The sequence below is a fragment of the Streptomyces sp. NPDC051555 genome, assembly GCF_044454405.1.
Lineage (GTDB): Bacteria > Actinomycetota > Actinomycetes > Streptomycetales > Streptomycetaceae > Streptomyces.
The window spans coordinates 1-22058 of sequence record NZ_JBITDP010000022.1; the positions used below are offsets into that span (position 1 = coordinate 1).

Below are 22058 nucleotides of genomic sequence, written 5' to 3' on the forward strand. Positions count from 1 at the left end.
CGAGAGATGACGACGGCCCCACCCGTCGGCGTGAGGGCAGGGCCGTCAGTTCAGGTGGTGCGGTGGATCAGGCGGAAAGGTCGAACCGCGCGGGGTCGATACCCGCCGCGTCCAGTTCCGCCGTGGTGAAGCGCAGCGGCTCCGCGTCCGGCCGCTTGCTGTCACCCAGGGCCCACGCGTCCGGGCCGATCTTGGCGAGGGTCACGCACGCCTCACCGTCCGGGTGGGTGTTGCCCCCGCACGCCTTCGAGAAGGCGGCCCCGTCGATGTCGAGCGTGTACAGGTCGGTCATCGTGGTCCTTCCTGATCTGCTGACGGCCCCGTAAGGCCGTCCCCCGCCCCTCAGCGGGCGGAAGTCTTCGTGAGCCTCAGGGCCTCGGCTACCTGCTCCACCACATCGGCCGGAAGCTTGCCGAAGTCCACGTAGGACCCGCCGGAGTTCGTCACGGTGGGCCGCAGGCAGCGCAACACGGACTCTGAAACACCGAGGGTGGCCAGGGCCGCACGTATGGACTCTGCGGCGTCATCGGCCCGTCCCCAGGCGTCTCGCCAGGTCTGCATCTCCATCAAGCGGCCACCGCCTGAGTATTGGGACACTCGTTGTGCCGGTAGACGACGGCTGGAGCACCCGAGGTGCGGTCCACGCTCCCCCTGAGGACGGGTTCCAAGGGCTCGACCTTGCGCTTGCAGGCTGAGCACCTGTGTCCGGGCGCAAACGTCAAGTACTCCCACACGTCCCGGTCAAGCTTTGGGGCCTCCGCCGTTTTCGTCTTTGCCATGTCGAGCCCCTCCCGATTGCCGTTGGGTACTCGACAATGTTCGGGCTCAACAGGCTTCTACTGAAGGTTTATTCGCGTTGTCGGGTAAAGACCCCAGACCACTCGTTCAGGCGTTCACGGGCTTGCTCACCAAACAGGGCATGCCGCTCGAAGGTCGCGAACTCGTCGAGATAGGCAGATACGTCCCGGCGATCTCGAAAGACCAGTGCACCAGTGGACGTTTCGACCGTCGCAATTCGGTCGTCATAGATGGTGAAGACATTAAGCAACCCCGGCATCACCGACGGCCCGATGGGGATTACTCCGATGCGCACGTTGGATAGGCGCGTCAACGATGCCAGTCTATCCATCTGCACAGCCAAGGCGTCCGGCGGAACGAGGGGCCATCTCACGGCCTGCTCGGTCAGGATGAAGGTGAACTTTTTCGAGTCGTCGTAGAGGACGGCCTGACGTTCAAGCTTCTTCGCCACGGTCTTGCTCTGGTCTCCAGGGACGTCCGCGATGCTGGCCCTCACATACTCCGGCGTGGCCAGGAGTCCTGTGATCATCGTGGGCAAGAAGTAGCGGAACTCCGTGGCCGCCTTCTCGAAGCCGGCCAGCTCGTTCTGCCGCTTGTCCAGACCTCTGCGGCGGGAAGACCACACATCTCTCCATTCAGTATTGGCCAGTCGCGCCAAAGCGACCACTTCGGCGACAACCGATACTGGCGCATCGAGCGCGCGGAGAATCAGCTCGACATCGGTCAGGACGGGGGTGAGCTTACCGCTCTCAATGTTGCTGACTTTAGTCTGTGACATATTGCAGCGCTGAGCGAGCCGGGTCTGAGTCCACCCGGCTCGCTTCCGCAGCATCCTCAGCGTTTGCGCTAGATCCGCTCGGGATTCCCCTATCTGCTGAAGGTCAAGCGTCAATGCCCTTCACGTACTCCTCGAAGGGCACCGACTCGGCGATGGCGGTGCGCTGATGCTCGATGAACGGGGCGGGATCACCTTCGTGGATCTCCCGGCTGATCTGACGCCCGTCCAAGTGGTAATTCATCAGGACCACTTCGGAGCGGTCGAACATCCAGAAATCCTGGACTCCCTCAAGCGGGTTCGCCCGGTCGGTCACGTCGAGGATGCGGATCTGTTCACCCGCCAGCGCATGCGGGGCGTAGTACTGGGAGAACTCGAAGCGCAGGTAGTCGGACAGGGGGCGGGTGAGGACGTGCACCCGGCCCTGCGGGCGCCCTTCCGCTGCCTGTCGCCGAATCCGGTCGGTGTACTGATTCGAGACCGTGTGAGGGTCGATGCGCGCACCGGCCCTGAAGGCCCGGAACTTCGCCTCCTCCTGCGGCATGCGGTACTGGGGCAACGTCTCCAGGCGCCACGCTTCGACGGTGAAGCGCTCGAACCTGGACCGCCAGGCGTCACCATCCAAGAGCACGGAACGCCTCCCTCAGTACAGCCCCGGGGATCTCGACGAGGCCCTCGCCAGCCGGAGGCTGGAAGGTTGTGCAGACCTCCCCCTGGACGATGATCGAGCCGGTCGGGGAAACGTACACATTGGGGCAGTCTTCCTCTCCGCAGGTGCCGTTCCCGTTGCCGGTGAGTCGGGTCAGTTCCTCACGAGCCATGGTGAAACCCCCTGGTCGGGCAGCCCGGTTGGGCCGGTGACCATGACGTTACGAGGGGGTACGGCCCGTCGTCCATGCGATCTCGCCCATATTCGCGTAGTCGCATAAAGCCAGGTCCCGGAGGGGCCGGGACAGCAGGAACCCCCGGCCGGTGAGGGGTGGCCGGGGGCGGTCCGCTGCTCGGCCGGGGCCGGGCGGGGTGGGTCAGTGGTTGCGGGGGAAGCCGAGGTCGACGCCGGAGGGGGCCTCGGAGGGGTCCGGCCAGCGGGTGGTGACGACCTTGCCGCGGGTGTAGAAGTGGATGCCGTCGTTGCCGTAGATGTGGTGGTCGCCGAAGAGCGAGTCCTTCCAGCCACCGAAGGAGTGGTAGCCGACCGGGACCGGGATCGGCACGTTCACGCCGACCATGCCCGCCTGGACCTCCAGCTGGAAGCGGCGGGCGGCGCCGCCGTCGCGGGTGAAGATCGCGGTGCCGTTGCCGAACGGCGAGGCGTTGATGAGGGCGAGGCCCTCCTCGTAGGTCTCCGTGCGCAGGACGCACAGCACCGGGCCGAAGATCTCGTCGCGGTAGGCGTCGGAGTCGGTGGAGACGTGGTCGAGGAGCGAGAGGCCGATCCAGTGGCCGTTCTCGTTGCCCTCGACCGTGTAGCCGGTGCCGTCGAGGACGACGTCCGCGCCCTGGGCGGCCGCGCCGGTGACGTAGGAGGCGACCTTGTCGCGGTGGGCCGCGGTGATCAGCGGGCCCATCTCGGAGGTGGGGTCGTTGCCGGGGCCGATCTTGATCTTCTCGGCGCGCTCGCGGATCTTCTCGACCAGCTCGTCGGCGATGGCGCCGACCGTGACGACCGCGGAGATCGCCATGCAGCGCTCGCCCGCCGAGCCGTACGCCGCCGAGACCGCCGCGTCGGCGGCCGCGTCGAGGTCGGCGTCCGGGAGGACGAGCATGTGGTTCTTGGCGCCGCCCAGGGCCTGCACGCGCTTGCCGTTGGCGGAGGCGGTGGTGTGGATGTGGCGGGCGATCGGCGTGGAGCCGACGAAGGAGATGGCGGCGATGTCGGGGTGCGCGAGGAGCGCGTCGACGGCGACCTTGTCACCGTGGACCACGTTCAGCACGCCCGCCGGCAGCCCGGCCTCGGTGGCCAGCTCGGCCAGCTTGACGGCGGCCGAGGGGTCCTTCTCGCTCGGCTTGAGGATGAAGGCGTTTCCGCAGGCCACGGCCAGCGGGAACATCCACATCGGCACCATCGCCGGGAAGTTGAAGGGGGTGATGCCCGCGACGACGCCGATCGGCTGACGGATCGAGGAGACGTCCACCCGGTTGGAGACGGAGGTGGACAGCTCGCCCTTGAGCTGGGTGGTGATGCCGCAGGCCAGCTCGACGATCTCCAGGCCGCGGGCGACCTCGCCCAGCGCGTCCGAGTGCACCTTGCCGTGCTCGGCGACGATCAGCTCGGCGATCGCGTCGCGGTTGGCGTCGAGCAGCGCGCGGTAGGCGAACAGCACCTTGGTACGGGCGGCCAGCGAGGACTGGCCCCAGGAGAGGAACGCCTCCTTGGCGACCCGTACCGCCGCGTCGACCTCTTCGGCCGAGGCGAGCGCGACCTGGGTGGTGACCTCGCCGGTGGCCGGGTCGGTGACCGGGCCGTAGTTGCCCGACGCGCCCTCGACGGTCTTGCCACCGATCCAGTGGTTGACGGTCTTCATGCCTTGCTCCTTCACAGATGGCGACGTCGCTGCGCGGCTTGCCGGTCGTACTCTTCACGGGCTCCGGCCGCCGACGCACGGGTCGCGGTCTCGGCCACAGGAACATCCCACCACGCCGCCGCAGGGGGTGGGCCCGACACAGTGTCGGGCGTTCGGGTCTCCACGTAGACACATGTGGGACGGTCCGCGGCGCGGGCCGCGGTCAGGGCTTCCCGCAGGTCACCGACGGTGCGGGCGCGGAAGACGACCATCCCGAGGGAGGCCGCGTTGGCCGCGAGGTCCAGCGGGAGCGGCGCGCCGCCGTACGAACCGTCGGGCTCCCGGAAGCGGTAGGCGGTCCCGAACCCCTCGCCGCCGACGGCCCCCGAGAGCCCACCGATGGAGGCGTAGCCGTGGTTGTCGAGGATGACCAGGCGCAGCGGGACGCCCTCCTGCACGGCGGTGACGATCTCGGTCGGGTTCATCAGGTACGTCCCGTCGCCGACCAGGGCCCAGACCCGGTCCCCGGGCGCGGCGAGGGCGACCCCGAGCGCCGCCGGGATCTCGTAGCCCATGCAGGAGTACCCGTACTCCACGTGGTACTGGTGCGGCGAGCGCGCCCGCCACAGCTTGTGCAGGTCACCGGGGAGGGACCCGGCCGCGTTCACGATCACGTCGTCCGCGGTGACCAGGGAGTCGAGGACGCCGAGCACCTGCGCCTGGGTCGGCACGGCCGTCTCGTCCGGGGTGGCGTACGCGCGGTCCACGCGCGCCTCCCAGCGCTCTTTCGCGCGGGTGTAGTGCGCGGCGTACTCCGGCGCGACCCGGTGGCCCGCCAGTGCCCCGCGCAGCTCGTCCAGGCTCTCGCGGGCGTCGCCGACCAGGGGGCGGGCGGCGAGCTTGTGGGCGTCGTACGGGTCGAGGTTGAGCCCGACGAAGCGGACGTCGGGATGCTGGAAGAGGGTCGCGGAGGCGGTGGTGAAGTCGGTGAGCCGGGTGCCGGCCGCGATGACCAGATCGGCCTCCCGGGCCAGTTCGGCGGCGGTGTCGGTGCCGGTGTGGCCGACCCCGCCGACCTCGGCGGGATGGCCGTGGGGCAGGGCGCCCTTGCCCGCCTGGGTGGCCGCGACCGGGATGCCGGTGGCCCGCGCGAAGGCCGCGAGGGCGGCTTCGGCCCCGCTGTGGCGGATGCCGCCGCCCGCGATCAGCAGGGGGCGCGCGGCGGCCCGTACCGCCTCGGCGGCCCGCGCCAGCTCGGCGCGGTCGGGCCGTGGGCGGCGTACGGACCACACGCGCTCGGCGAAGAACTCCTCGGGCCACTCCCACGCCTGCGCCTGGACGTCCTGCGGCAGCGCGAGGGTGACGGCGCCCGTCGCCACGGGGTCCGTGAGCACGCGCATCGCCTGGAGCGCGGCCGGGACCAGCGCCTCGGGCCGGGTGATCCGGTCGAAGTACCGCGAGACGGGCCGCAGGGCGTCGTTGACGGACACGTCCCCGGCCCAGGGCACTTCGAGCTGTTGGAGCACCGGATCGGCGGGCCGGGTGGCGAAGGCGTCCCCGGGGAGCAGGAGCACCGGGATCCGGTTGATGGTGGCGAGGGCCGCGCCGGTGACGAGGTTGGTCGCGCCGGGGCCGATGGAGGTGGTGACGGCGTGCGCGGAGAGCCGGCCGCTGCGCCGCGCGTAGCCGACGGCGGCGTGCACCATCGCCTGTTCGTTGCGGCCCTGGAGGAAGGGCATCGCCTCCGGCCCGCTCTCCAGCAGCGCCTGCCCGATCCCGGCGACGTTGCCGTGCCCGAAGATCCCCCAGGTCGCGGAGATCAGGCGGGCGCGGCGGCCGTCGCGCTCGGTGAACTGGCGGGCGAGGAAGGCCACGAGGGCCTGCGCGACGGTGAGGTGACGGGTATCGCTCACCGGGCGTCCTCCGTTCGGTCGGCGGCAGATGCGGAGGGGGCCGTGGACGCGGTGGTCGGGAAGGGCAGTCGGGGGTCGACCGCCTGGTCGGGCCAGGTGTCCCGGATCCACCCGTGGTCGGGGTGGTCCCGGATGAGCCATTCCCGGGTCTGCCCCGGGCCCGCCATCACGTTCAGGTAGTACATGTCGTGCCCGGGCGCGGCGATGGACGGCCCGTGCCAGCCGTCGGGGATCAGCACGGCGTCACCGGTCCTCACCTCGGTGAGGATGTCGGTCTTCCCGGCCGGGGAGGGGCTGACACGCTGATAGCCGAGGCCCGGGGTGCCGTCGTGCGGGGCGATCTCGTAGTAGTAGATCTCCTCCAGCTCGGACTCGGCGCCGGGGTGGTGCTCGTCGTGCTTGTGCGGCGGGTACGAGGACCAGTTCCCACCGGGGGTCAGCACCTCGACGGCGATCAGCCGGTCGCAGGCGAAGACGTCCGCGGCCGCGAAGTTGTTGACCTGCCGCGAACAGTTGCCCGCACCGCGCAGCTCCACGGGCACCCCCTCGGCCGGTCCGTGACGCGCGGTCAGCCTCCGCGCGGCGCGGGCCCCGGCGAGCGCGAACCGCCCCCCGTCGACCGAGCGGACCTCGGCGCGCCCGTCACGCGGCAGGTAGACGAAGTCGCTCACCCCCGCGAACACGCCCGAGCGCCCCCGCAGTTCGAAGACCTGCGCCGTCCGCTCGTCGGCGGCGTGGCTGCTGACCGCGCACGCTCCCGCCAGCGGCAGGACGATCCACTCGTGGTCGCCGCAGTCCAGCCGGTACGTCTCCCCCGCTCGGAGGTCCAGTACGCGCAGCTGCGTGTGCGCCATCCCCCACGTCCCCGTCACCGCCACGACGCGAGCACCTCCTCGACCTCGTCGACCACCGGCATCGCCGTGGAGCACGCCAGCCGGGACGCCACGATGGCTCCCGCCGCGTTCGCGAAGCGGACCACCCGCTCCAGCTCCCATCCGCCGAGCAGCCCGTGGCACAGCGCGCCGCCGAACGCGTCCCCGGCGCCGAGGCCGTTGACCACCTCCACCTTCACCGGCGGAGCCTGCACCGCGCGGCCGTCGCGGTGGACGGCCAGGACCCCCTCCGGGCCCCGCTTGACCACCGCCAGCTCGACCCCGGCGGCCAGCAGCGCCCGGGCCGCCGCCCACGGCTCGCTCTCACCGGTGGCGATCGCGCACTCCTCGGTGTTCCCGACGGCGACCGTGGCAGCGGCCAGCGCCCGCTCGTACCAGGGCCGCGGCTCGGAGGACCACAGCGTCGGCCGCCAGTCGAGGTCGAAGACGGTGGTCCCGGACTTCGCCCGGGCCTCCAGCGCGGCCAGGGTCGCGGTCCGGCTGGGCTCGGCGCTCAGGCCGGTGCCGGTCATCCAGAACACCCGCGCGGCGCGCACCGCTTCGAGGTCGAGCTCGCCCGGGTGGATCTCCAGGTCGGGCGCCTTGGGCCGGCGGTAGAAGTAGAGGGGGAAGTGGTCGGGCGGGAAGATCTCGCAGAAGGTCACGGGGGTCGGGTAGGCGGCGACCTCGGTGACCCAGCGGTCGTCCACGCCGAATCCGCGCAGTTCCTCGCGCAGGTAGTCGCCGAAGGGGTCGGCCCCGGTCCGGGTGATCACGGCGGTGCGCCGCCCGAGCCGGGCGGCGGCGACCGCGACGTTGGTCGGCGAGCCGCCGAGGAACTTGCCGAAGGTGTCGGCCTCAGCCAGCCGCACGCCGGTCCGCAGGGGGTAGAGGTCCACCCCGATCCGGCCCATCGTGATCACGTCGAACGGATCCTGCCGCTCGCGCTGGTCGCTCTGATCGTGCTGGTCGTGCCGCTCGTGCTGGTCGTGCTGGTCGTGCTGGTCGTGCTGGTCGTCGGGGGTGGTGGTCACCCGCGGTCCTCCCTGCTCCTCGTCCGGCGCTTCGGCCGGGCTCCGCAACCGGGCCCGTCCACCCCGTTGTCCTCGTGTCCCGCGTCCTCTACCGGGCACACGTGCCCGTCCCCTTGAGCGTCGCACCCTAAGGTGTCGTCATGACGTCATCCCCACCCGCGTTGACCCGTATCCGCATCGGTTCGGCTCCGGACTCCTGGGGTGTGTGGTTTCCCGAGGATCCCCGGCAGACCGGCTGGTCACGCTTCCTCGACGAGGTCGCGGACTCCGGCTACGAGTGGATCGAGTTGGGCCCCTACGGCTACCTGCCCACCGATCCCGCGCGGCTCGCCGAGGAGACCGGCAGGCGCGGGCTCAAGGTCTCGGCCGGCACGGTCTTCACCGGACTCCATCACGGGCCGGCCGTCTGGGAGCAGACCTGGGAGCACGTGTCGCGGATCGCCGCCCTGACGCAGGCGATGGGCGCGGAGCACCTGGTGGTCATCCCCTCCTTCTGGCGGGACGACAAGACGGGGGCGGTCCTGGAGGACCGGAACCTGACCGCGCCGCAATGGCGCGAACTGGCCGGCCAGACCGAGCGGCTGGGCCGTGAGGTGCGCGAGCGGTACGGGCTGCGGATCGTGGTCCACCCGCACGCCGACACCCACGTCGACACCCCGGAGAACGTGGCCCGGTTCCTGGACGCGACCGATCCGGAAGCGGTCTCGCTGTGCCTGGACACCGGGCACTACGCCTACTGCGGCGGCGACAGCGTCGAGCTGATCGAGACCTTCGGCGAGCGCATCGGCTATCTCCACCTCAAGCAGGTGGATCCCCGGATCCTCGCCGAAGTCGTCGCGGAGCAGCTGCCCTTCGGTCCGGCCGTGGCCCGCGGGGTGATGTGCGAGCCGCCGGCCGGGGTGCCCGCGCTGGAGCCCGTACTGGCCGCGGCCCAGCGGCTCGGGGTGGACCTCTTCGCCATCGTCGAGCAGGACATGTACCCGTGCCCGCCGGAGCGGCCGTTGCCGATCGCCCGGCGCACCCGCGCCTTCCTGCGCTCCTGCGGGGCCCGTTGACCGCCCGCCGCACACCGCACGGCACGACCCCCGAACCCGATCCCGAACCCGAACCCGAACCCGATCCCGCCCCGGATCCCGCTGGACCCTGGAAGAGGTAGCGCATGAGCACGCTCGGCATCGCCGTCATCGGCACCGGGAAGATGGGCAGCGACCACGTCCGCCGGATCGGGCGGACCGTGGGCGGGGCGCGGGTGGTGGCCGTGGCCGACCCCGACGGCGACCGGGTCAAGGAGGTCGCGGCCGCGCTGGAGGGCGCGAGCGCCCACACCGACCCGGCGGCCGCCATAGCCGCACCCGGGGTGGACGCGGTCCTGATCGCCTCGCCCGGGCCCGCTCACGAGGAGTCCGTCCTCCAGGCCCTGGCGCTGGGCCTGCCGGTCTTGTGCGAGAAGCCGCTGACCCCGGACCCGGCGGGCGCGCTGCGCATCATGGAGGCCGAGCAACGGCTGGGGCACCGGCGCGTGCAGGTCGGTTTCATGCGCCGCTACGACGCCGAGTACGAGCGCCTCAAGGAGCTGCTGGACGCCGGGGACATCGGACGGCCGCTGTTCCTGCACTGCCGCCACCGCAACGCCTCCTCGCCGTCCTTCTTCACCAGCGACATGCTGATCACCGACTCGGTGGTGCACGAGGTGGACGCGGCCCGCTGGCTGCTGGGGCAGGAGATCACCGCCGTCACCGTGCTGTCCCCGGCGCCGTCGGGCGCGGCCCCCGAGGGACTGCGCGATCCCCGCCTGGTGCTACTGGAGACCTCGGGCGGCGCGATCGTGGACGTGGAGATCTTCGTCAACTGCGGGTTCGGCTACCAGGTGCAGTGCGAAGCGGTGGGCGAGGCGGGCAGCGCCCGGATCGGTGACGGCCGGGCGATGGTGGTGCAGGCCGGGGGACGCTGGGGCGGCGAGATCGCCCAGGACTTCACCGTGCGCTTCGCCGATGCCTACGACCGCCAGCTGCGCCGGTGGGTGGCCGCTGCCGCGGCGGGCCGGGTCGAGGGGCCCGGCACCTGGGACGGCTACGCGGCGGCGGCGGTCTCGGAGGCGGGCCTCACCGCCTCCCGGACGGGGACGCGGACGGTGGTCGAGCTGGTGGAGCGGCCGCCCCTGTACCGGTGACGGCCGCGCCCGTACCGGTGCGGTCCGCCCGCCACTGCCGGGGTGCGTAACCCGTTTGCCCCATCCGACCCCTGTGCCGCTTCTGTCACAGGGGTCGTGGTCCCGTCACACATGTCCGCATTACGCGGGTCTTCCGTCACAGGCGTACGACAGCCCCTCCCCTGGGCTCACTGAGCGTCGTTCTCCGGGCACAACCTTGAGTGATCGTCAGTGTCCACACTCAGGCTCCCCCGACGGCCTCCCGGCCGCCCCCGCGGTGTGGACAAGGAGGTGCCCCAGATGACCGACCGGAAGCTGTGGTCGTACAAGGAGATCGCCGCGCACATCCAGGTCCAGCCGGACACCGTGCGCTCCTATCGCAAGCACGGGCTGCTCCCCCCACCCGACCACGTCGAGGTCGGCAAGCCCTTCTGGTACGCCGACACGATCCGCGCCTGGGTGGCCCGACGCCCCGGCAACCGCGGCCGCCGCGAGGACTGATCCGCCGCCCCCCGGGCCGGGGTGCCCCCACCCCGACCCGGACCCTACGTCCCGACCGGCACCCGGTCGGTGGGCTCGACCTCCGGCTCCCGCGGGCCCTCCCGCTCCGCGCTCGGGTCCCCGCCCTCGCTCAGCCCGAACCGGTCGTGCAGCCTGCGCAGCGGCCCCGGGGCCCACCAAGTGGCCCGTCCGGTCAGCTTCATCACCGCCGGGACCAGCAGGCTGCGCACCACCATCGCGTCCATCAGCACGGCCAGCGCGATCCCGAGCCCCAGCATCTTGGTGTTGGTCACCCGCGAGGTGCCGATGGCCACCATCACCACGGCCAGGATCACGGCCGCCGCGGTGATCAGCCCGCCCGTGCGGGCCAGTCCGGTCCGCACCGCGCCCTCGTGGTCCCCGGTGCGGTCGTACTCCTCCTTGATCCGGGATATGAGGAACACCCCGTAGTCCATGGAGAGCCCGAAGGCGATCGAGAACATCAGCACCGGCAGGGTGGTCTCGATGTCCCCGGTGGAGGTGAAGGAGAGCAGCCCCGAGAGGTTGCCGTCTTGGAAGACCCACACCACCGCACCGAACATCGCGGTCAGGCTGAGCGCATTGAGCAGCACCGCCTGGAGCGGTATCAGCAGGCTCCCGGTGAGCAGGAAGACGAGCAGCAGCGTGGCCAGGACGACCAGGGCGAGCGCCCACGGCAGTTGCTTCCCTATCGCGTCCTGCGCGTCGACCAGGACGGCCGCCTGCCCGGTGACGGAGGTCTTGAAGCCCGCGTCCACCGCGCGGACCTCACCGACCAGGTCCTGGGCCTGCTGCCCCACCGCCTCGCCCTCGCCGACCACCGAGAAGTAGGCGTACTGCCCGGCGCTCCCACCAGGTCCCGAGCCCACCGGTCCGTCGACCCGGACCACCCCGGGCAGCGCGCTCAACCGGCTCCGGTAGGCGCCGTACGCGGAGGCGTCGGCCGGGCCCTCGGCGAACACGACGAGCTGCGCCGCGGGACCGCCCGGGAAGTCGTCCCGGATCTTCTGCTGGACCAGGTGCGAAGCGGCGGTGGCCGGCAGCTGCCGGTCGTCCACGGTGCCGAACTTCACCCCGAGGAACGGGAGGCCGAGCAGCAGCAGCCCGGCGGTGGTGATCACCGCGAAGACCGGCGCCCGCCGCATCACCAACGCGGCTCCGCGCGCCCAGCCCCGGCCCTCCGCGGCCGGCGTCCGGCGCCCGCGCCGCCACAGCGCCCGCAGGTCCAGGGAGTTGACCCGCTCGCCCAGCAGCACCAGCGCCGCGGGCAGCAGGATCAGCGCGGCGGCCGCCGCGAGCAGCACCACCGCGACCCCGGCGTAGGCGAAGGAGCGCAGGAAGTACATCGGGAAGAACATCATCGCCGAGAGCGACACCGCGACCGTCAGCGCCGAGAACAGCACCGTCCGCCCCGCGGTGCGCAGGGTGACCCCGACCGCTTCCTTCGGATCCCGACCGGCCGCGAGTTCCTCGCGGAAGCGCCGGACGATGAACAGGGCGTAGTCGATGGCGAGTCCGAGCCCCAGGGCCGTGGTGAGGTTCTGGGCGAAGACGGAGACATCGGTGATCTCGGTGAGCCCGCGCAGGACCGCATTGGTCCCGAGGATCGCGACGATGCCGATGCCGAGCGGCAGGACGGCGGCCACCGCGCTGCCGAAGACCAGTACCAGCAGGATCAGGGTGAGGGGCAGGGCGATCAGCTCGGCCCGGAGCAGGTCCTCCTGAATGGTGCTGGTGATCTCGCGCTGCACGGCCACGGGCCCGCCGAGGGAGACCTGGACCGGTCCGTGCGCCCCGCGCAGTCCCGGGGCGATCCGGTCGAGCACTTCGGCCGTGGTCTTCTCGTCCCCCTCCACGCGGGCGGCGATCAAGGCTTGGTGCCCGTCCTCGGAGCGCAGCGCGGGCAGGTGGCTCTGCCAGTAGGAGCCGACCCCGGCTATCCCCTGCTCCGCGGCGAGCCGCGCGGTCAGCCGGGCCGCCTCGGCGGCGACGGCCGGATCGTCCACCCCGGCGGCTCCGGCGTCCACGAGCAGCAGCAGGTTGGGCTGCGAGGCGGGGAACTCGCGCTCCAGCGCCTTGGTGGCGTAGGTGGACCGGGCGTCCGGGTCCTGCCAGCCTCCGCTGCCCATCCGGTCGGCGACCCCGCTGCCCGCGAGCACGGCGAGGGCCGTCAGGACGAGGGCGAACAGGAGCGAGAGCCTCGGCCGCGCGGTGACGAACCGCGTCCAGCCCCCGAGCTTCGGTCCAGGGGGGCCATCCGCCCCGGCCCCGACCCCCGCCCGCTGCCCTCGGCTTGATGGTTTCTTGACTTCGGACATGTCTCGGTGTCCCCTTCACCGTGATTGCCAGAAGTTAGACTGGCAAACACGAGCAGTCGCTCGCGTTCCCACAGAATGCGAGCGCCAGCTCGTGTTTGTCAATCACCCTCGGGAAGGAACGGGAGCGAAGTGCCCGACATGCCGGAAACATCCGCGCCCGGAGGCGCCGCACCGAAGGCCGCGGCCAGGGCCAAGAGCACAGCCACGGCCACGGCCACGAGCACCGCCAAGACCGCCACCAAGACCGCGAAGGCCGCGAAGGCCGCGCGCAAGGCGTCACCCGGGCCCGCCGCCGACCCCGCCGCCGAGCCCGCCCCGCGCCGCCGCCAGGCCCGCGGCGAGCGCCGGATCGCCCAGCTCCTGGCCGCCGCCGCGGGGGTGTTCTGCCGCACCGGCTACGCCGCGGCGAGCACCAACGCCATCGCGCGCGAGGCCGGGGTCTCGCCCGGCACGCTCTACCAGTTCTTCCCGAACAAGGAGGCCATCGCGGTCGAGCTGGGCGGCGAGCTCCTCAAGCGCGCCCACGAGATGCACGGACAGGCCTTCCTGCCCGAGAACCTGGTCAAGCCGCTGCCCGAGCTGCTCGACGCGGTCCTGGACCCGGTCATCGCCTTCAACTGCGAGAACCCGGCCTTCTGGGCCCTCATGCACGGCTCGGGCGTCCCCGGCATCACCCAGGAGCACGAGGAGCTGCACTCCGGCCTGCTGGCCCGGGTCGAGGGCGTCCTGAGCAGCTTCGCCCCGGAGTTCACCCCCGACCAGCTCACCCACGTCTCCAACATGGTGCTGGGCATCTTCAAGTCGGCCCTCGACCTGGTGCTGGCCACCGAGGGCGCCGAGCGCGAGGCCTATGTGGCCGAGCTGAAGAGCGTACTGCTGCGCTACCTGGAGCCGATGGTCACCACGACTCCCCCTCGCTGACCCGCGCCCGCCCCTCCCGACCGGCCGCGCGCGCGCCCGACCCCGCCCCCGCGCCCCCACCCGACCGCAGCCGCAGCGCCAGCAGCGGGAAGACCAGCACCGAGACCATCCCGGCCCCCACCAGCGCCGCCGCCTCGCCCGGTTCCACCATGCCGTCCTGCACCCCGAGCGTGGTGATCGCGACCACCAGCGGCAGCGCCGTCGACCCGAGCAGCACCAGCGCCGCCCGGTCCCGCCGCCCGAGGTCGCGCGGCGCCAGCCACCAGATCGGCAGCCCGCGCACCACCAGGAACAGCAGCAGGAACACGGGCAGCAGGAGCAGCACCCGCCCGCCCCCGAGCAGGGCCTTCAGGTCGAACTGGATCCCGGTGAGCACGAAGAACAGCGGCACCAGGAAGCCGAAGCCCATCGCCTCCACCTTGGAGAGCACCAGGCCGCTGCTCTCGGGCGCGGCCCCCTGCAGGACCAGCCGGGTGATCAGGCCGGCCGCGAACGCCCCGAGCAGCACGTCCAGCCCCAGCGCCTGCGCCAGCCCCAGCATCGCCACCAACAGCAGCATCACCAGGCGCACCGCGAACTGCGCGCTGCTGTCCAGCGTCTTGGCGATGACCCGCGAGAGCCAGGTCGCCTTCGGCCGCAGCGCCCAGACCACGGCGGCGGCCGTGAGCACCCCGAAGGCCACCAGCAGGGCCGCGGAGCGCCCGGGCGCCCGCCCGCTGAGCAGCAGGGCCATGGCGATGACCGGCCCGAACTCGCCGATCGCCCCCATGGCCATCACCACGGAGCCGAACCGGCCCCGCAGGTCGCCCGCGTCGCGCAGCACCGGCAGCACGGTGCCGAGCGCGGTACTGGTCAGCGCGGTGCCGACGTAGACCCCCTTGTCGAAACCGCCGCCGTGCGCGAGCAGCGTGCCCGCCGTCAGCCCCAGGGCCAGGGCGATCAGCCAGGCCCCGCCCGAGCGCCTGAGGGTGGCGCCGCCGATCCGGTCGAACTGGATCTCGTACCCCGCCAGGAACATCAGCATCGCCAGGCCGAGCTGGCCGAGCACGTCGATCACCGGGCCCGGCGCGGCCCATCCCAGCACGTCGGGCCCCACCAGCAGGCCGAGCAGGATCTCGAAGATCACCAGGGGTACCGACACCCACCGGGACATGCCGTACGCGAGCAGGGGGGCCAGCACCGCGATCGACATGATCAGGATCAGCGTGAGACTTCCTGAAGCGGACATATCTGCCATTTACATACGGTGAACGCGTCGTGTCCACCGGTGACCGCGGGCGTCGACGCTCGCTTCGATACCCCCTAGGGGTATAGTCTGGAGCCATCGGCAGGAGGGTGGAGGGATCCACCGCCCGCCGGCGACCGAACACGCCCCCGAAGAGGAGAACGACATGAGCGCCGAGACGGACACCCAGACCACCACCGTCTACCGGGTGACCGGCATGACCTGCGGGCACTGCGAAGGCGCCGTGACCGCCGAACTGAGCGCCCTGCCCGGCGTCAGCTCGGTCAAGGCCGTCGCCGCGGCCGGCGAGGTCACCGTGGTCTCGGCCGCCCCGCTCGGCGAGGACGACGTGCGCGCCGCCGTCGACGAGGCCGGATACGTGTACGCGGGCCGGGCCTGATCCCCCGGGTCGGCGGGCCCGGGCCCGCCGACCCCCTCCTCCGCAGCACCCCGCCGGGCCGTACCGTCCAGCTCATACTGGTTCCGTACGCACCCGGCCCTCCCCCTGGAGCCGGAATGACCAGCACAGTGCACGACGGACCGATAGTGACCGAGGTCGAGCTGACGATCGGCGGGATGACCTGCGCCTCCTGCGCGGCCCGCATCGAGAAGAAGCTGAACCGGATGGACGGCGTCAGCGCGACGGTGAACTACGCGACCGAGAAGGCCCGGGTCTCCTACGCGCCCGAGGTCCAGGTCGCCGACCTGATCGCCACCGTCGTCAAGACCGGCTACACCGCCGCGGAACCCCCGCCGCCGGCTCCCGAACCGGAAGCCGATCCGGAAGCCGGAACCGGCTCCGCGGGCGACGCGGCGGCGGCCGACCCGGAGCTCGCCGCGCTGCGCCAGCGCCTGCTGGTCTCCGCCGTCCTCGCCCTCCCCGTCGTGCTGCTGTCGATGGTCCCGGCCCTCCAGTTCGACAACTGGCAGTGGCTCTCGCTCACCCTCGCCGCGCCCGTCGTCGTCTGGGGCGCACTCCCCTTCCACCGGGCCGCCTGGACCAACGCCAAGCACGGCGCCGCCACCATGGACACGCTGGTCTCGGTCGGCACCCTGGCCGCCTTCGCCTGGTCGCTGTGGGCCCTGTTCTTCGGTCACGCGGGCATGCCCGGCATGCGGCACGGCTTCGACTTCACGGTCTCGCGCACCGACGGCGCCTCGGCCATCTACCTCGAAGTCGCGGCCGGCGTCGTCGCCTTCATCCTGCTCGGCCGCTACCTGGAGGCGCGCTCCAAGCGGAAGGCGGGAGCCGCCCTGAAGGCGCTGCTGCACCTGGGCGCCAAGGACGTCGCGGTGCTGCGCGGCGGCGCCGAGGTCCGCATCCCGGTGGGCGCGCTGGCCGTCGGCGACCGCTTCGTCGTGCGCCCCGGCGAGAAGATCGCCACCGACGGCACGGTCGTCGAGGGCAGCTCCGCCGTGGACGCCTCGATGCTGACCGGCGAGTCCGTGCCGGTCGAGGTCACCGTCACCGACTCCGTCACCGGCGCCACCGTCAACACCTCGGGGCGCCTGGTCATCGAGGCCACCCGGGTCGGCGCCGACACCCAACTCGCCCGCATGGCCAAGCTGGTCGAGCAGGCGCAGAACGGGAAGGCGCAGGTCCAGCGGCTGGCCGACCGGATCGCCGCCGTCTTCGTGCCCGTCGTGCTGCTGCTCGCACTCGGCACCTGGGTGACCTGGCTCCTGATCACCGACGACCCGACGGCCGCCTTCGCCGCCGCCGTGGCCGTACTGATCATCGCCTGCCCCTGCGCCCTGGGACTCGCCACCCCGACCGCCCTCTTGGTCGGCACCGGCCGCGGCGCGCAGCTCGGCATCCTGATCAAGGGCCCCGAGGTACTGGAGTCCACCCGGCGCGTGGACACCGTCGTCCTGGACAAGACCGGTACGGTCACCACCGGCCGGATGACCCTGGTCGGGGTGCACCCCGCCGAGGGCACCGACACCACCGAACTCCTGCGCCTGGCGGGCTCGCTGGAGCACGCCTCCGAGCACCCGATCGCCCGGGCCGTCGCCGCCGGCGCCGCCGAGCGCGCGGGCTCGCTGCCGGTGCCGGAGGACTTCCGCGCCCTCGCCGGTCTCGGCGTCCAGGGCCTGGTGGACGGCCACGCCGTCCTGGTGGGTCGCGAACAACTGCTGGCCGACTGGTCGATCGCCCTGCCCGAGGAGCTCGCACGGGCCAAGGCGGACGCCGAAGCCGCGGGCAGCACGGCGGTGTTGGTGGCCTGGGACGGGGCGGCGCGCGGGGTGCTGACCGTCGCCGACGCGATCAAGGAGACCAGCGCCGAGGCGGTGGACCGGCTGCGGGCGCTGGGGCTGACTCCGGTGCTGCTGACGGGCGACAACCGCGCGGTGGCCGAGACGGTGGCCCGGGCGGTGGGCATCGACGAGGTGATCGCCGAGGTGTTGCCGCAGGACAAGGTGGACGTCGTACGCCGCCTGCAGGCCGAGGGCCGTACGGTCGCCATGGTCGGCGACGGGGTCAACGACGCGGCGGCGCTGGCCCAGGCCGACCTGGGGCTGGCCATGGGAACGGGTACGGACGCGGCCATCGAGGCCGGCGATCTGACGCTCGTCCGGGGGGACTTGCGGGTCGCGGCGGACGCGATCCGGCTCTCCCGGCGCACCCTGGCCACCATCAAGGGCAACCTCTTCTGGGCCTTCGGCTACAACGTGGCGGCGCTGCCGCTCGCCGCGGCCGGGCTGCTCAACCCGATGATCGCGGGGGCCGCGATGGCGTTCTCCTCGGTCTTCGTGGTGAGCAACAGCCTCCGGTTGCGCTCCTTCCGCTAGAGAACCCCCTCCCCACCTCGCACACACTTCCTTCACGGGAGACGCAGATCACAGTGATTGGAACGTAACCATCAGGTGGTGGCGCGGGTCTAATGGGGCGGTGCCAAGAACGTCTTGGGGGACGTTCACGGAGGTCTTGGGGGACGTCCGCAGGCACCTGCCGGCCGGGACACGTACCCGCGGGGAGCACGCCAAAGGGCTTCCCGATCCGAACGGGTCCCGGCAGACTCCCCCGCCGGAGCGCCGCGCGCGCTCCTCACCGACGCCCTGGTCCGGGTCCCGTGGGGGGAATCCGCACCGGGGAAAGGAAAGCGCCCCGACCGTCGACCCGTGGGGGGATCGACGGCGGGGCGCTTTTCGTTGCGCTCACGTCACCGGGAGGGCGGCTCGCACTCCCGGGACGGCGGCACGGCGATCACCGGTGGGGTGATCGACGGCCAGTGGTTCGACGGCCGCGGATTCAGCGGGCCTCGACCGGGACGAAGTCGCGCAGGACCTCGCCGGTGTAGATCTGGCGCGGACGGCCGATGCGGGAGCCGGGCTCCTTGATCATCTCGTGCCACTGGGCGATCCATCCGGGAAGGCGGCCGAGTGCGAAGAGCACGGTGAACATCTCGGTCGGGAAGCCCATGGCCCGGTAGATCAGACCGGTGTAGAAGTCCACGTTCGGGTAGAGGTTGCGCGAGACGAAGTACTCGTCGGCCAGCGCGTGCTCTTCCAGCTTCAGCGCGATGTCGAGCAGCTCGTCGCTCTTGCCGAGCGCCGAGAGGACGTCGTGGGCCGCAGCCTTGATGATCTTCGCCCGGGGGTCGAAGCTCTTGTAGACACGGTGTCCGAAGCCCATGAGGCGGACGCCGTCTTCCTTGTTCTTCACCTTGCGGATGAAGGCGTCGACGTCGCCGCCGTCGTTCTTGATGCCTTCCAGCATCTCGAGGACGGACTGGTTGGCGCCACCGTGCAGCGGGCCCCACAGCGCGCTGATGCCGGCGGAGATCGAGGCGAACATGTTCGCCTGCGAGGAGCCGACCAGACGCACGGTGGAGGTCGAGCAGTTCTGCTCGTGGTCCGCGTGCAGGATGAGCAGCTTGTCGAGCGCCGAGACCACGACCGGGTCCAGGTCGTACTCCTGGGCCGGCACGGAGAACGTCATGCGCAGGAAGTTCTCGACGTAGCCGAGGTCGTTGCGCGGGTAGACGACCGGGTGGCCGACCGACTTCTTGTACGCGTAGGCCGCGATCGTCGGAAGCTTGGCGAGCAGCCGGATCGTCGAGAGGTGGCGCTGCTTCTCGTCGAACGGGTTGTGGCTGTCCTGGTAGAACGTCGACAGCGCGCTGACCACGGAGGACAGCATCGCCATCGGGTGCGCGTCACGGGGGAAGCCGTCGTAGAAGCGCTTCACGTCCTCGTGCAGCAGCGTGTGCTGGGTGATCTCGTTGCGGAACGACGCGAGCTCGTCGACGGTCGGCAGCTCACCGTTGATCAGCAGGTACGCGACCTCGATGAAGGTCGAGCGCTCGGCCAGCTGCTCGATCGGGTATCCGCGGTAGCGCAGGATGCCCTGTTCGCCGTCGAGGTAAGTAATGGCGGACTTATAGGCGGCGGTGTTCCCGTAGCCACTGTCCAGGGTGACCAGCCCGGTCTGGGATCGGAGCTTCGAGATGTCGAAGCCCTGGTCGCCTACGGTGCTTTCGACCACCGGGTAGGTGTATTCACCGTCCGCGTACCGCAGTACTACAGAGTTGTCGCTCACGTCATCCCTCACCGACGTAGTGCCTCTTCTTCGAGGTGCCCTGACTGCCTCTACCTTCCCCCATTTGGCACAGGTGAGTGCACTCGGGGTCGGGGTTTGGTGTTTTTGACGGCACTGAGTGCCTTCAAGCTGCTCATCCTGCCCCCTCCGAACCGGCGGGGATACCCCAAATGATCGATCATCTAGGTGATGTTTCCCACCGGTATCTGTCCGGAAAGCCGGGGGGCGACAGCCGTGAACCTCCTGCCTGCGGAAACCGTACGCACCGCCTGGCCGAGGGCCTTGCGGGACCCGACCAGCACGACCAGTTTCTTCGCCCTGGTCACCGCCGTGTAGAGGAGATTGCGCTGGAGCATCATCCAAGCCCCGGTGGTGACCGGGATCACGACCGCGGGATATTCACTCCCCTGGGAACGGTGGATGGTGACGGCGTAGGCGTGGGCCAGCTCGTCCAGCTCGGAGAACTCGTAGCCGATCTCCTCGTCCTCCTCCGTGCGCACGGTCAGGCGTTGTTCGTCCAGGTCCAGCGCGGTGACCACGCCCACGGTGCCGTTGAAGACGCCGTTGGCCCCCTTCTCGTAGTTGTTCCGGATCTGGGTCACCTTGTCGCCCACCCGGAAGACCCGGCCGCCGAAGCGTTTTTCGGGCAGGTCCGGCCGGGCCGGGGTGATCGCCTGCTGGAGCAGTCCGTTGAGGTTCCCGGCTCCGGCCGGGCCCCGGTGCATGGGCGCGAGGACCTGGATGTCGCGGCGCGGGTCGAGGCCGAATCTGGCCGGAATGCGACGGGCCGCCACGTCGACCGCGAGCACTCCGGCCGCCTCGGTGTCCTCCTCGGCGAAGAGGAAGAAGTCCGGCAGCCCGTCGGTGAGGGGCGGGAGCCCGGTGTTGATGCGGTGCGCGTTGGTGACCACGCCCGACTGCTGGGCCTGCCGGAAGATCCGGGTCAGCCGGACGGCGGGCACCGGTCCGCCCTCGGCCAACAGGTCCCGCAGCACCTCGCCCGCACCCACCGACGGCAGCTGGTCCACGTCCCCCACCAGCAGCAGGTGGGCGCCGGGCGCCACCGCCTTGACGAGCTTGTTGGCGAGCAGCAGGTCGAGCATCGAGGCCTCGTCGACCACCACCAGGTCCGCGTCCAGCGGCCGGTCCCGGTCGTACGCCGCGTCCCCGCCCGGTTTCAGCTCCAGCAGCCGGTGCACCGTGGAGGCCTCGGCGCCGGTCAGCTCCGCCAGCCGCTTGGCGGCCCGCCCGGTGGGCGCGGCGAGCACCACCTTGGCCTTCTTGGCCCGGGCCAGCTCCACGATCGAGCGGACGGTGAAGGACTTGCCGCAGCCCGGCCCGCCGGTGAGCACCGCGACGCGGCGGGTCAGGGCGAGCTTGACCGCGTCCCGCTGCTCGGGCGCGAGGGTGGCCCCGGTCCTCCCGGCCAGCCAACCCAGCGCCTTCTCCCAGTCGACGTCGCCGAAGCCCGGCATCCGGTCCTCCTCGGTGTGCAGCAGCCGCCGCAGCTGCCCGACGAGGGAGAGTTCGGCGCGGTGGAAGGGGACCAGGTAGACCGCGGTGAGCGGCGGGCCGCCCTGCGGATACGGCACCTGCTCGCGCACCACGCCCTCGGGATCCGCGGCCAGGTCGGCCAGGCACTCGATGACCAGGCCCGTGTCCACCTGGAGGAGCTTGACCCCGTCGGCGATCAACCGCTCCTCGGGCAGGAAGCAGTGGCCCTGGTCGGTGGATTGGGAGAGGGCGTACTGGAGTCCGGCCTTGACCCGCTCGGGGCTGTCGTGCGGTATGCCCACGGACTGGGCGATCTTGTCGGCGGTGAGGAAGCCGATGCCCCAGACGTCGGCGGCGAGCCGGTAGGGCTGGTTGCGCACCACCGAGATGGAGGCGTCGGCGTACTTCTTGTAGATACGCACCGCGATGGAGGTGGAGACCCCGACCCCCTGGAGGAAGACCATGACCTCCTTGATGGCCTTCTGCTCCTCCCAGGCGGCGCCGATCATCTTCGTCCGCTTGGGCCCGAGCCCGGGCACCTCGACCAACCGCTTCGGCTCGTCCTCGATCACGTCCAGGGTGTCGACGCCGAAGTGCTCGACGATCCGGTCCGCGATCTTCGGTCCGATGCCCTTGATCAGGCCGGAGCCGAGGTAGCGACGGATGCCCTGGATGGTGGCGGGGAGCACCGTGGAGTAGTTGTCGACCGTGAACTGCTTGCCGTACTGCGGGTGCGAGCCCCAACGGCCCTCCATGCGCAGCGATTCGCCGGGCTGCGCGCCGAGCAGCGCGCCGACCACCGTGAGGAGGTCGCCGCCGCCGCGCCCGGTGTCGACGCGGGCGACCGTGTAGCCGCTCTCCTCATTGGCGTAGGTGATGCGCTCCAGGACCCCTTCGAGCACCGCCGTGTTCACCGCACTGTCCGTCCCCATGGCGCAACGCTAGCGTCCGGCGCCGACAGCCCGTCGGGGCCTGTGGAAAACGAAAGGGGGT

At 71.2% G+C, this 22058-nt stretch carries 19 protein-coding genes; 6 read left to right on the plus strand and 13 right to left on the minus strand.

All coding sequences use genetic code 11. The annotated features are described in order from the left end of the window. Positions 1-67: 67 nt before the first annotated feature. The 9 genes from ACIBEA_RS33355 to iolC form a co-directional block, all read right to left on the minus strand. Entirely contained in the window at positions 68-292 is a 225-nt protein-coding gene (locus tag ACIBEA_RS33355; RefSeq protein WP_399266936.1) for a DUF397 domain-containing protein, read from the minus strand. Between the two features lie 50 nt (positions 293-342). Further along, complete coding sequence (locus ACIBEA_RS33360; protein ID WP_399266937.1) at positions 343-561, minus strand: hypothetical protein; 219 nt, start codon at positions 559-561, stop codon at positions 343-345. 286 nt (positions 562-847) lie between these two features. After that, positions 848-1690, minus strand: a complete 843-nt coding sequence (locus tag ACIBEA_RS33365; RefSeq protein ID WP_399266938.1) for a Scr1 family TA system antitoxin-like transcriptional regulator — start codon at positions 1688-1690, stop codon at positions 848-850. Then, positions 1680-2204: a DUF6879 family protein gene (locus ACIBEA_RS33370; RefSeq protein ID WP_399266939.1), complete on the minus strand. Its 525-nt coding sequence runs from the start codon at positions 2202-2204 to the stop codon at positions 1680-1682. Before ACIBEA_RS33370 ends, ACIBEA_RS33365 begins: the two co-directional genes overlap by 11 nt. Continuing rightward, positions 2188-2394, minus strand: coding sequence for a hypothetical protein (locus ACIBEA_RS33375; RefSeq protein ID WP_399266940.1), 207 nt, complete (start codon positions 2392-2394; stop codon positions 2188-2190). The genes ACIBEA_RS33370 and ACIBEA_RS33375 overlap by 17 nt, the downstream gene beginning before the upstream one ends. A 204-nt stretch (positions 2395-2598) precedes the next feature. After that, a complete protein-coding gene (locus tag ACIBEA_RS33380; RefSeq protein WP_399266941.1) occupies positions 2599-4098 on the minus strand; it encodes a CoA-acylating methylmalonate-semialdehyde dehydrogenase in 1500 nt (499 codons plus the stop codon). A gap of 11 nt (positions 4099-4109) precedes the next feature. Beyond that, a complete protein-coding gene (iolD, locus tag ACIBEA_RS33385) occupies positions 4110-5990 on the minus strand; it encodes a 3D-(3,5/4)-trihydroxycyclohexane-1,2-dione acylhydrolase (decyclizing) (protein ID WP_399266942.1) in 1881 nt (626 codons plus the stop codon). Beyond that, positions 5987-6844, minus strand: a complete 858-nt coding sequence (iolB, locus tag ACIBEA_RS33390) for a 5-deoxy-glucuronate isomerase (protein ID WP_399266943.1) — start codon at positions 6842-6844, stop codon at positions 5987-5989. Before iolB ends, iolD begins: the two co-directional genes overlap by 4 nt. 14 nt (positions 6845-6858) lie before the next feature. Beyond that, complete coding sequence (gene iolC / locus ACIBEA_RS33395; RefSeq protein ID WP_399267047.1) at positions 6859-7776, minus strand: 5-dehydro-2-deoxygluconokinase; 918 nt, start codon at positions 7774-7776, stop codon at positions 6859-6861. 260 nt (positions 7777-8036) lie between these two features. Here iolC and ACIBEA_RS33400 point away from each other — a divergent pair, with 260 nt between their 5' ends. The 3 genes from ACIBEA_RS33400 to ACIBEA_RS33410 all read left to right on the plus strand — a co-directional run bounded on the left by ACIBEA_RS33400 (position 8037) and on the right by ACIBEA_RS33410 (position 10546). Then, a complete protein-coding gene (locus tag ACIBEA_RS33400) occupies positions 8037-8951 on the plus strand; it encodes a sugar phosphate isomerase/epimerase family protein (protein ID WP_399266944.1) in 915 nt (304 codons plus the stop codon). 104 nt (positions 8952-9055) lie between these two features. Next, positions 9056-10066: a Gfo/Idh/MocA family protein gene (locus tag ACIBEA_RS33405; protein ID WP_399266945.1), complete on the plus strand. Its 1011-nt coding sequence runs from the start codon at positions 9056-9058 to the stop codon at positions 10064-10066. 279 nt (positions 10067-10345) lie between these two features. Continuing rightward, the gene (locus tag ACIBEA_RS33410) at positions 10346-10546 is read left to right on the plus strand and encodes a MerR family transcriptional regulator (RefSeq protein ID WP_354382447.1); all 201 of its coding nucleotides are present in this window, start codon (positions 10346-10348) and stop codon (positions 10544-10546) included. A 44-nt stretch (positions 10547-10590) separates the two neighbouring features. Here the strand turns inward: ACIBEA_RS33410 and ACIBEA_RS33415 are convergent, their stop codons facing one another. After that, positions 10591-12882 carry an MMPL family transporter gene (locus ACIBEA_RS33415; protein ID WP_399266946.1) on the minus strand — a complete coding sequence of 764 codons (2292 nt, stop codon included), beginning with the start codon at positions 12880-12882 and terminating at the stop codon, positions 10591-10593. Between the two features lie 138 nt (positions 12883-13020). On the opposite strand from ACIBEA_RS33415, the gene ACIBEA_RS33420 reads away from it, so the two are divergent. Then, entirely contained in the window at positions 13021-13803 is a 783-nt protein-coding gene (locus tag ACIBEA_RS33420; protein WP_399266947.1) for a TetR/AcrR family transcriptional regulator, read from the plus strand. Here ACIBEA_RS33420 and ACIBEA_RS33425 read toward each other — a convergent pair. Next, complete coding sequence (locus ACIBEA_RS33425) at positions 13781-15031, minus strand: cation:proton antiporter (RefSeq protein ID WP_399267048.1); 1251 nt, start codon at positions 15029-15031, stop codon at positions 13781-13783. The two genes, ACIBEA_RS33420 and ACIBEA_RS33425, sit on opposite strands and share 23 nt — an antisense overlap. A gap of 163 nt (positions 15032-15194) precedes the next feature. On the opposite strand from ACIBEA_RS33425, the gene ACIBEA_RS33430 reads away from it, so the two are divergent. Together ACIBEA_RS33430 and ACIBEA_RS33435 are read left to right on the plus strand one after the other, a co-directional pair. Next, positions 15195-15428 carry a heavy-metal-associated domain-containing protein gene (locus ACIBEA_RS33430; RefSeq protein ID WP_399266948.1) on the plus strand — a complete coding sequence of 78 codons (234 nt, stop codon included), beginning with the start codon at positions 15195-15197 and terminating at the stop codon, positions 15426-15428. A 116-nt stretch (positions 15429-15544) separates the two neighbouring features. Continuing rightward, positions 15545-17821, plus strand: coding sequence for a heavy metal translocating P-type ATPase (locus tag ACIBEA_RS33435; protein WP_399266949.1), 2277 nt, complete (start codon positions 15545-15547; stop codon positions 17819-17821). 460 nt (positions 17822-18281) lie between these two features. Here the strand turns inward: ACIBEA_RS33435 and ACIBEA_RS33440 are convergent, their stop codons facing one another. Both ACIBEA_RS33440 and ACIBEA_RS33445 read right to left on the minus strand, forming a co-directional pair. Continuing rightward, entirely contained in the window at positions 18282-19571 is a 1290-nt protein-coding gene (locus ACIBEA_RS33440) for a citrate synthase (protein WP_399266950.1), read from the minus strand. Between the two features lie 182 nt (positions 19572-19753). Further along, on the minus strand, positions 19754-21997 hold the full coding sequence (locus ACIBEA_RS33445; RefSeq protein ID WP_399266951.1) for an ATP-dependent RecD-like DNA helicase: 2244 nt from the start codon (positions 21995-21997) through the stop codon (positions 19754-19756). Between the last annotated feature and the right edge of the window lie 61 nt (positions 21998-22058).

What these genes read in the sequence shown, in the direction of transcription:
- ACIBEA_RS33355 (WP_399266936.1), bottom strand. Translation starts at nt 292, where the DNA reads ATGACCGACCTGTACACGCTCGACATCGACGGGGCCGCCTTCTCGAAG.
- ACIBEA_RS33360 (WP_399266937.1), bottom strand. Translation starts at nt 561, where the DNA reads ATGCAGACCTGGCGAGACGCCTGGGGACGGGCCGATGACGCCGCAGAG.
- ACIBEA_RS33375 (WP_399266940.1), bottom strand. Translation starts at nt 2,394, where the DNA reads ATGGCTCGTGAGGAACTGACCCGACTCACCGGCAACGGGAACGGCACC.
- ACIBEA_RS33380 (WP_399266941.1), bottom strand. Translation starts at nt 4,098, where the DNA reads ATGAAGACCGTCAACCACTGGATCGGTGGCAAGACCGTCGAGGGCGCG.
- iolB (WP_399266943.1), bottom strand. Translation starts at nt 6,844, where the DNA reads ATGGCGCACACGCAGCTGCGCGTACTGGACCTCCGAGCGGGGGAGACG.
- iolC (WP_399267047.1), bottom strand. Translation starts at nt 7,776, where the DNA reads ATGGGCCGGATCGGGGTGGACCTCTACCCCCTGCGGACCGGCGTGCGG.
- ACIBEA_RS33400 (WP_399266944.1), top strand. Translation starts at nt 8,037, where the DNA reads ATGACGTCATCCCCACCCGCGTTGACCCGTATCCGCATCGGTTCGGCT.
- ACIBEA_RS33405 (WP_399266945.1), top strand. Translation starts at nt 9,056, where the DNA reads ATGAGCACGCTCGGCATCGCCGTCATCGGCACCGGGAAGATGGGCAGC.
- ACIBEA_RS33410 (WP_354382447.1), top strand. Translation starts at nt 10,346, where the DNA reads ATGACCGACCGGAAGCTGTGGTCGTACAAGGAGATCGCCGCGCACATC.
- ACIBEA_RS33415 (WP_399266946.1), bottom strand. Translation starts at nt 12,882, where the DNA reads ATGTCCGAAGTCAAGAAACCATCAAGCCGAGGGCAGCGGGCGGGGGTC.
- ACIBEA_RS33420 (WP_399266947.1), top strand. Translation starts at nt 13,021, where the DNA reads ATGCCGGAAACATCCGCGCCCGGAGGCGCCGCACCGAAGGCCGCGGCC.
- ACIBEA_RS33425 (WP_399267048.1), bottom strand. Translation starts at nt 15,031, where the DNA reads ATGTCCGCTTCAGGAAGTCTCACGCTGATCCTGATCATGTCGATCGCG.
- ACIBEA_RS33430 (WP_399266948.1), top strand. Translation starts at nt 15,195, where the DNA reads ATGAGCGCCGAGACGGACACCCAGACCACCACCGTCTACCGGGTGACC.
- ACIBEA_RS33435 (WP_399266949.1), top strand. Translation starts at nt 15,545, where the DNA reads ATGACCAGCACAGTGCACGACGGACCGATAGTGACCGAGGTCGAGCTG.
- ACIBEA_RS33445 (WP_399266951.1), bottom strand. Translation starts at nt 21,997, where the DNA reads ATGGGGACGGACAGTGCGGTGAACACGGCGGTGCTCGAAGGGGTCCTG.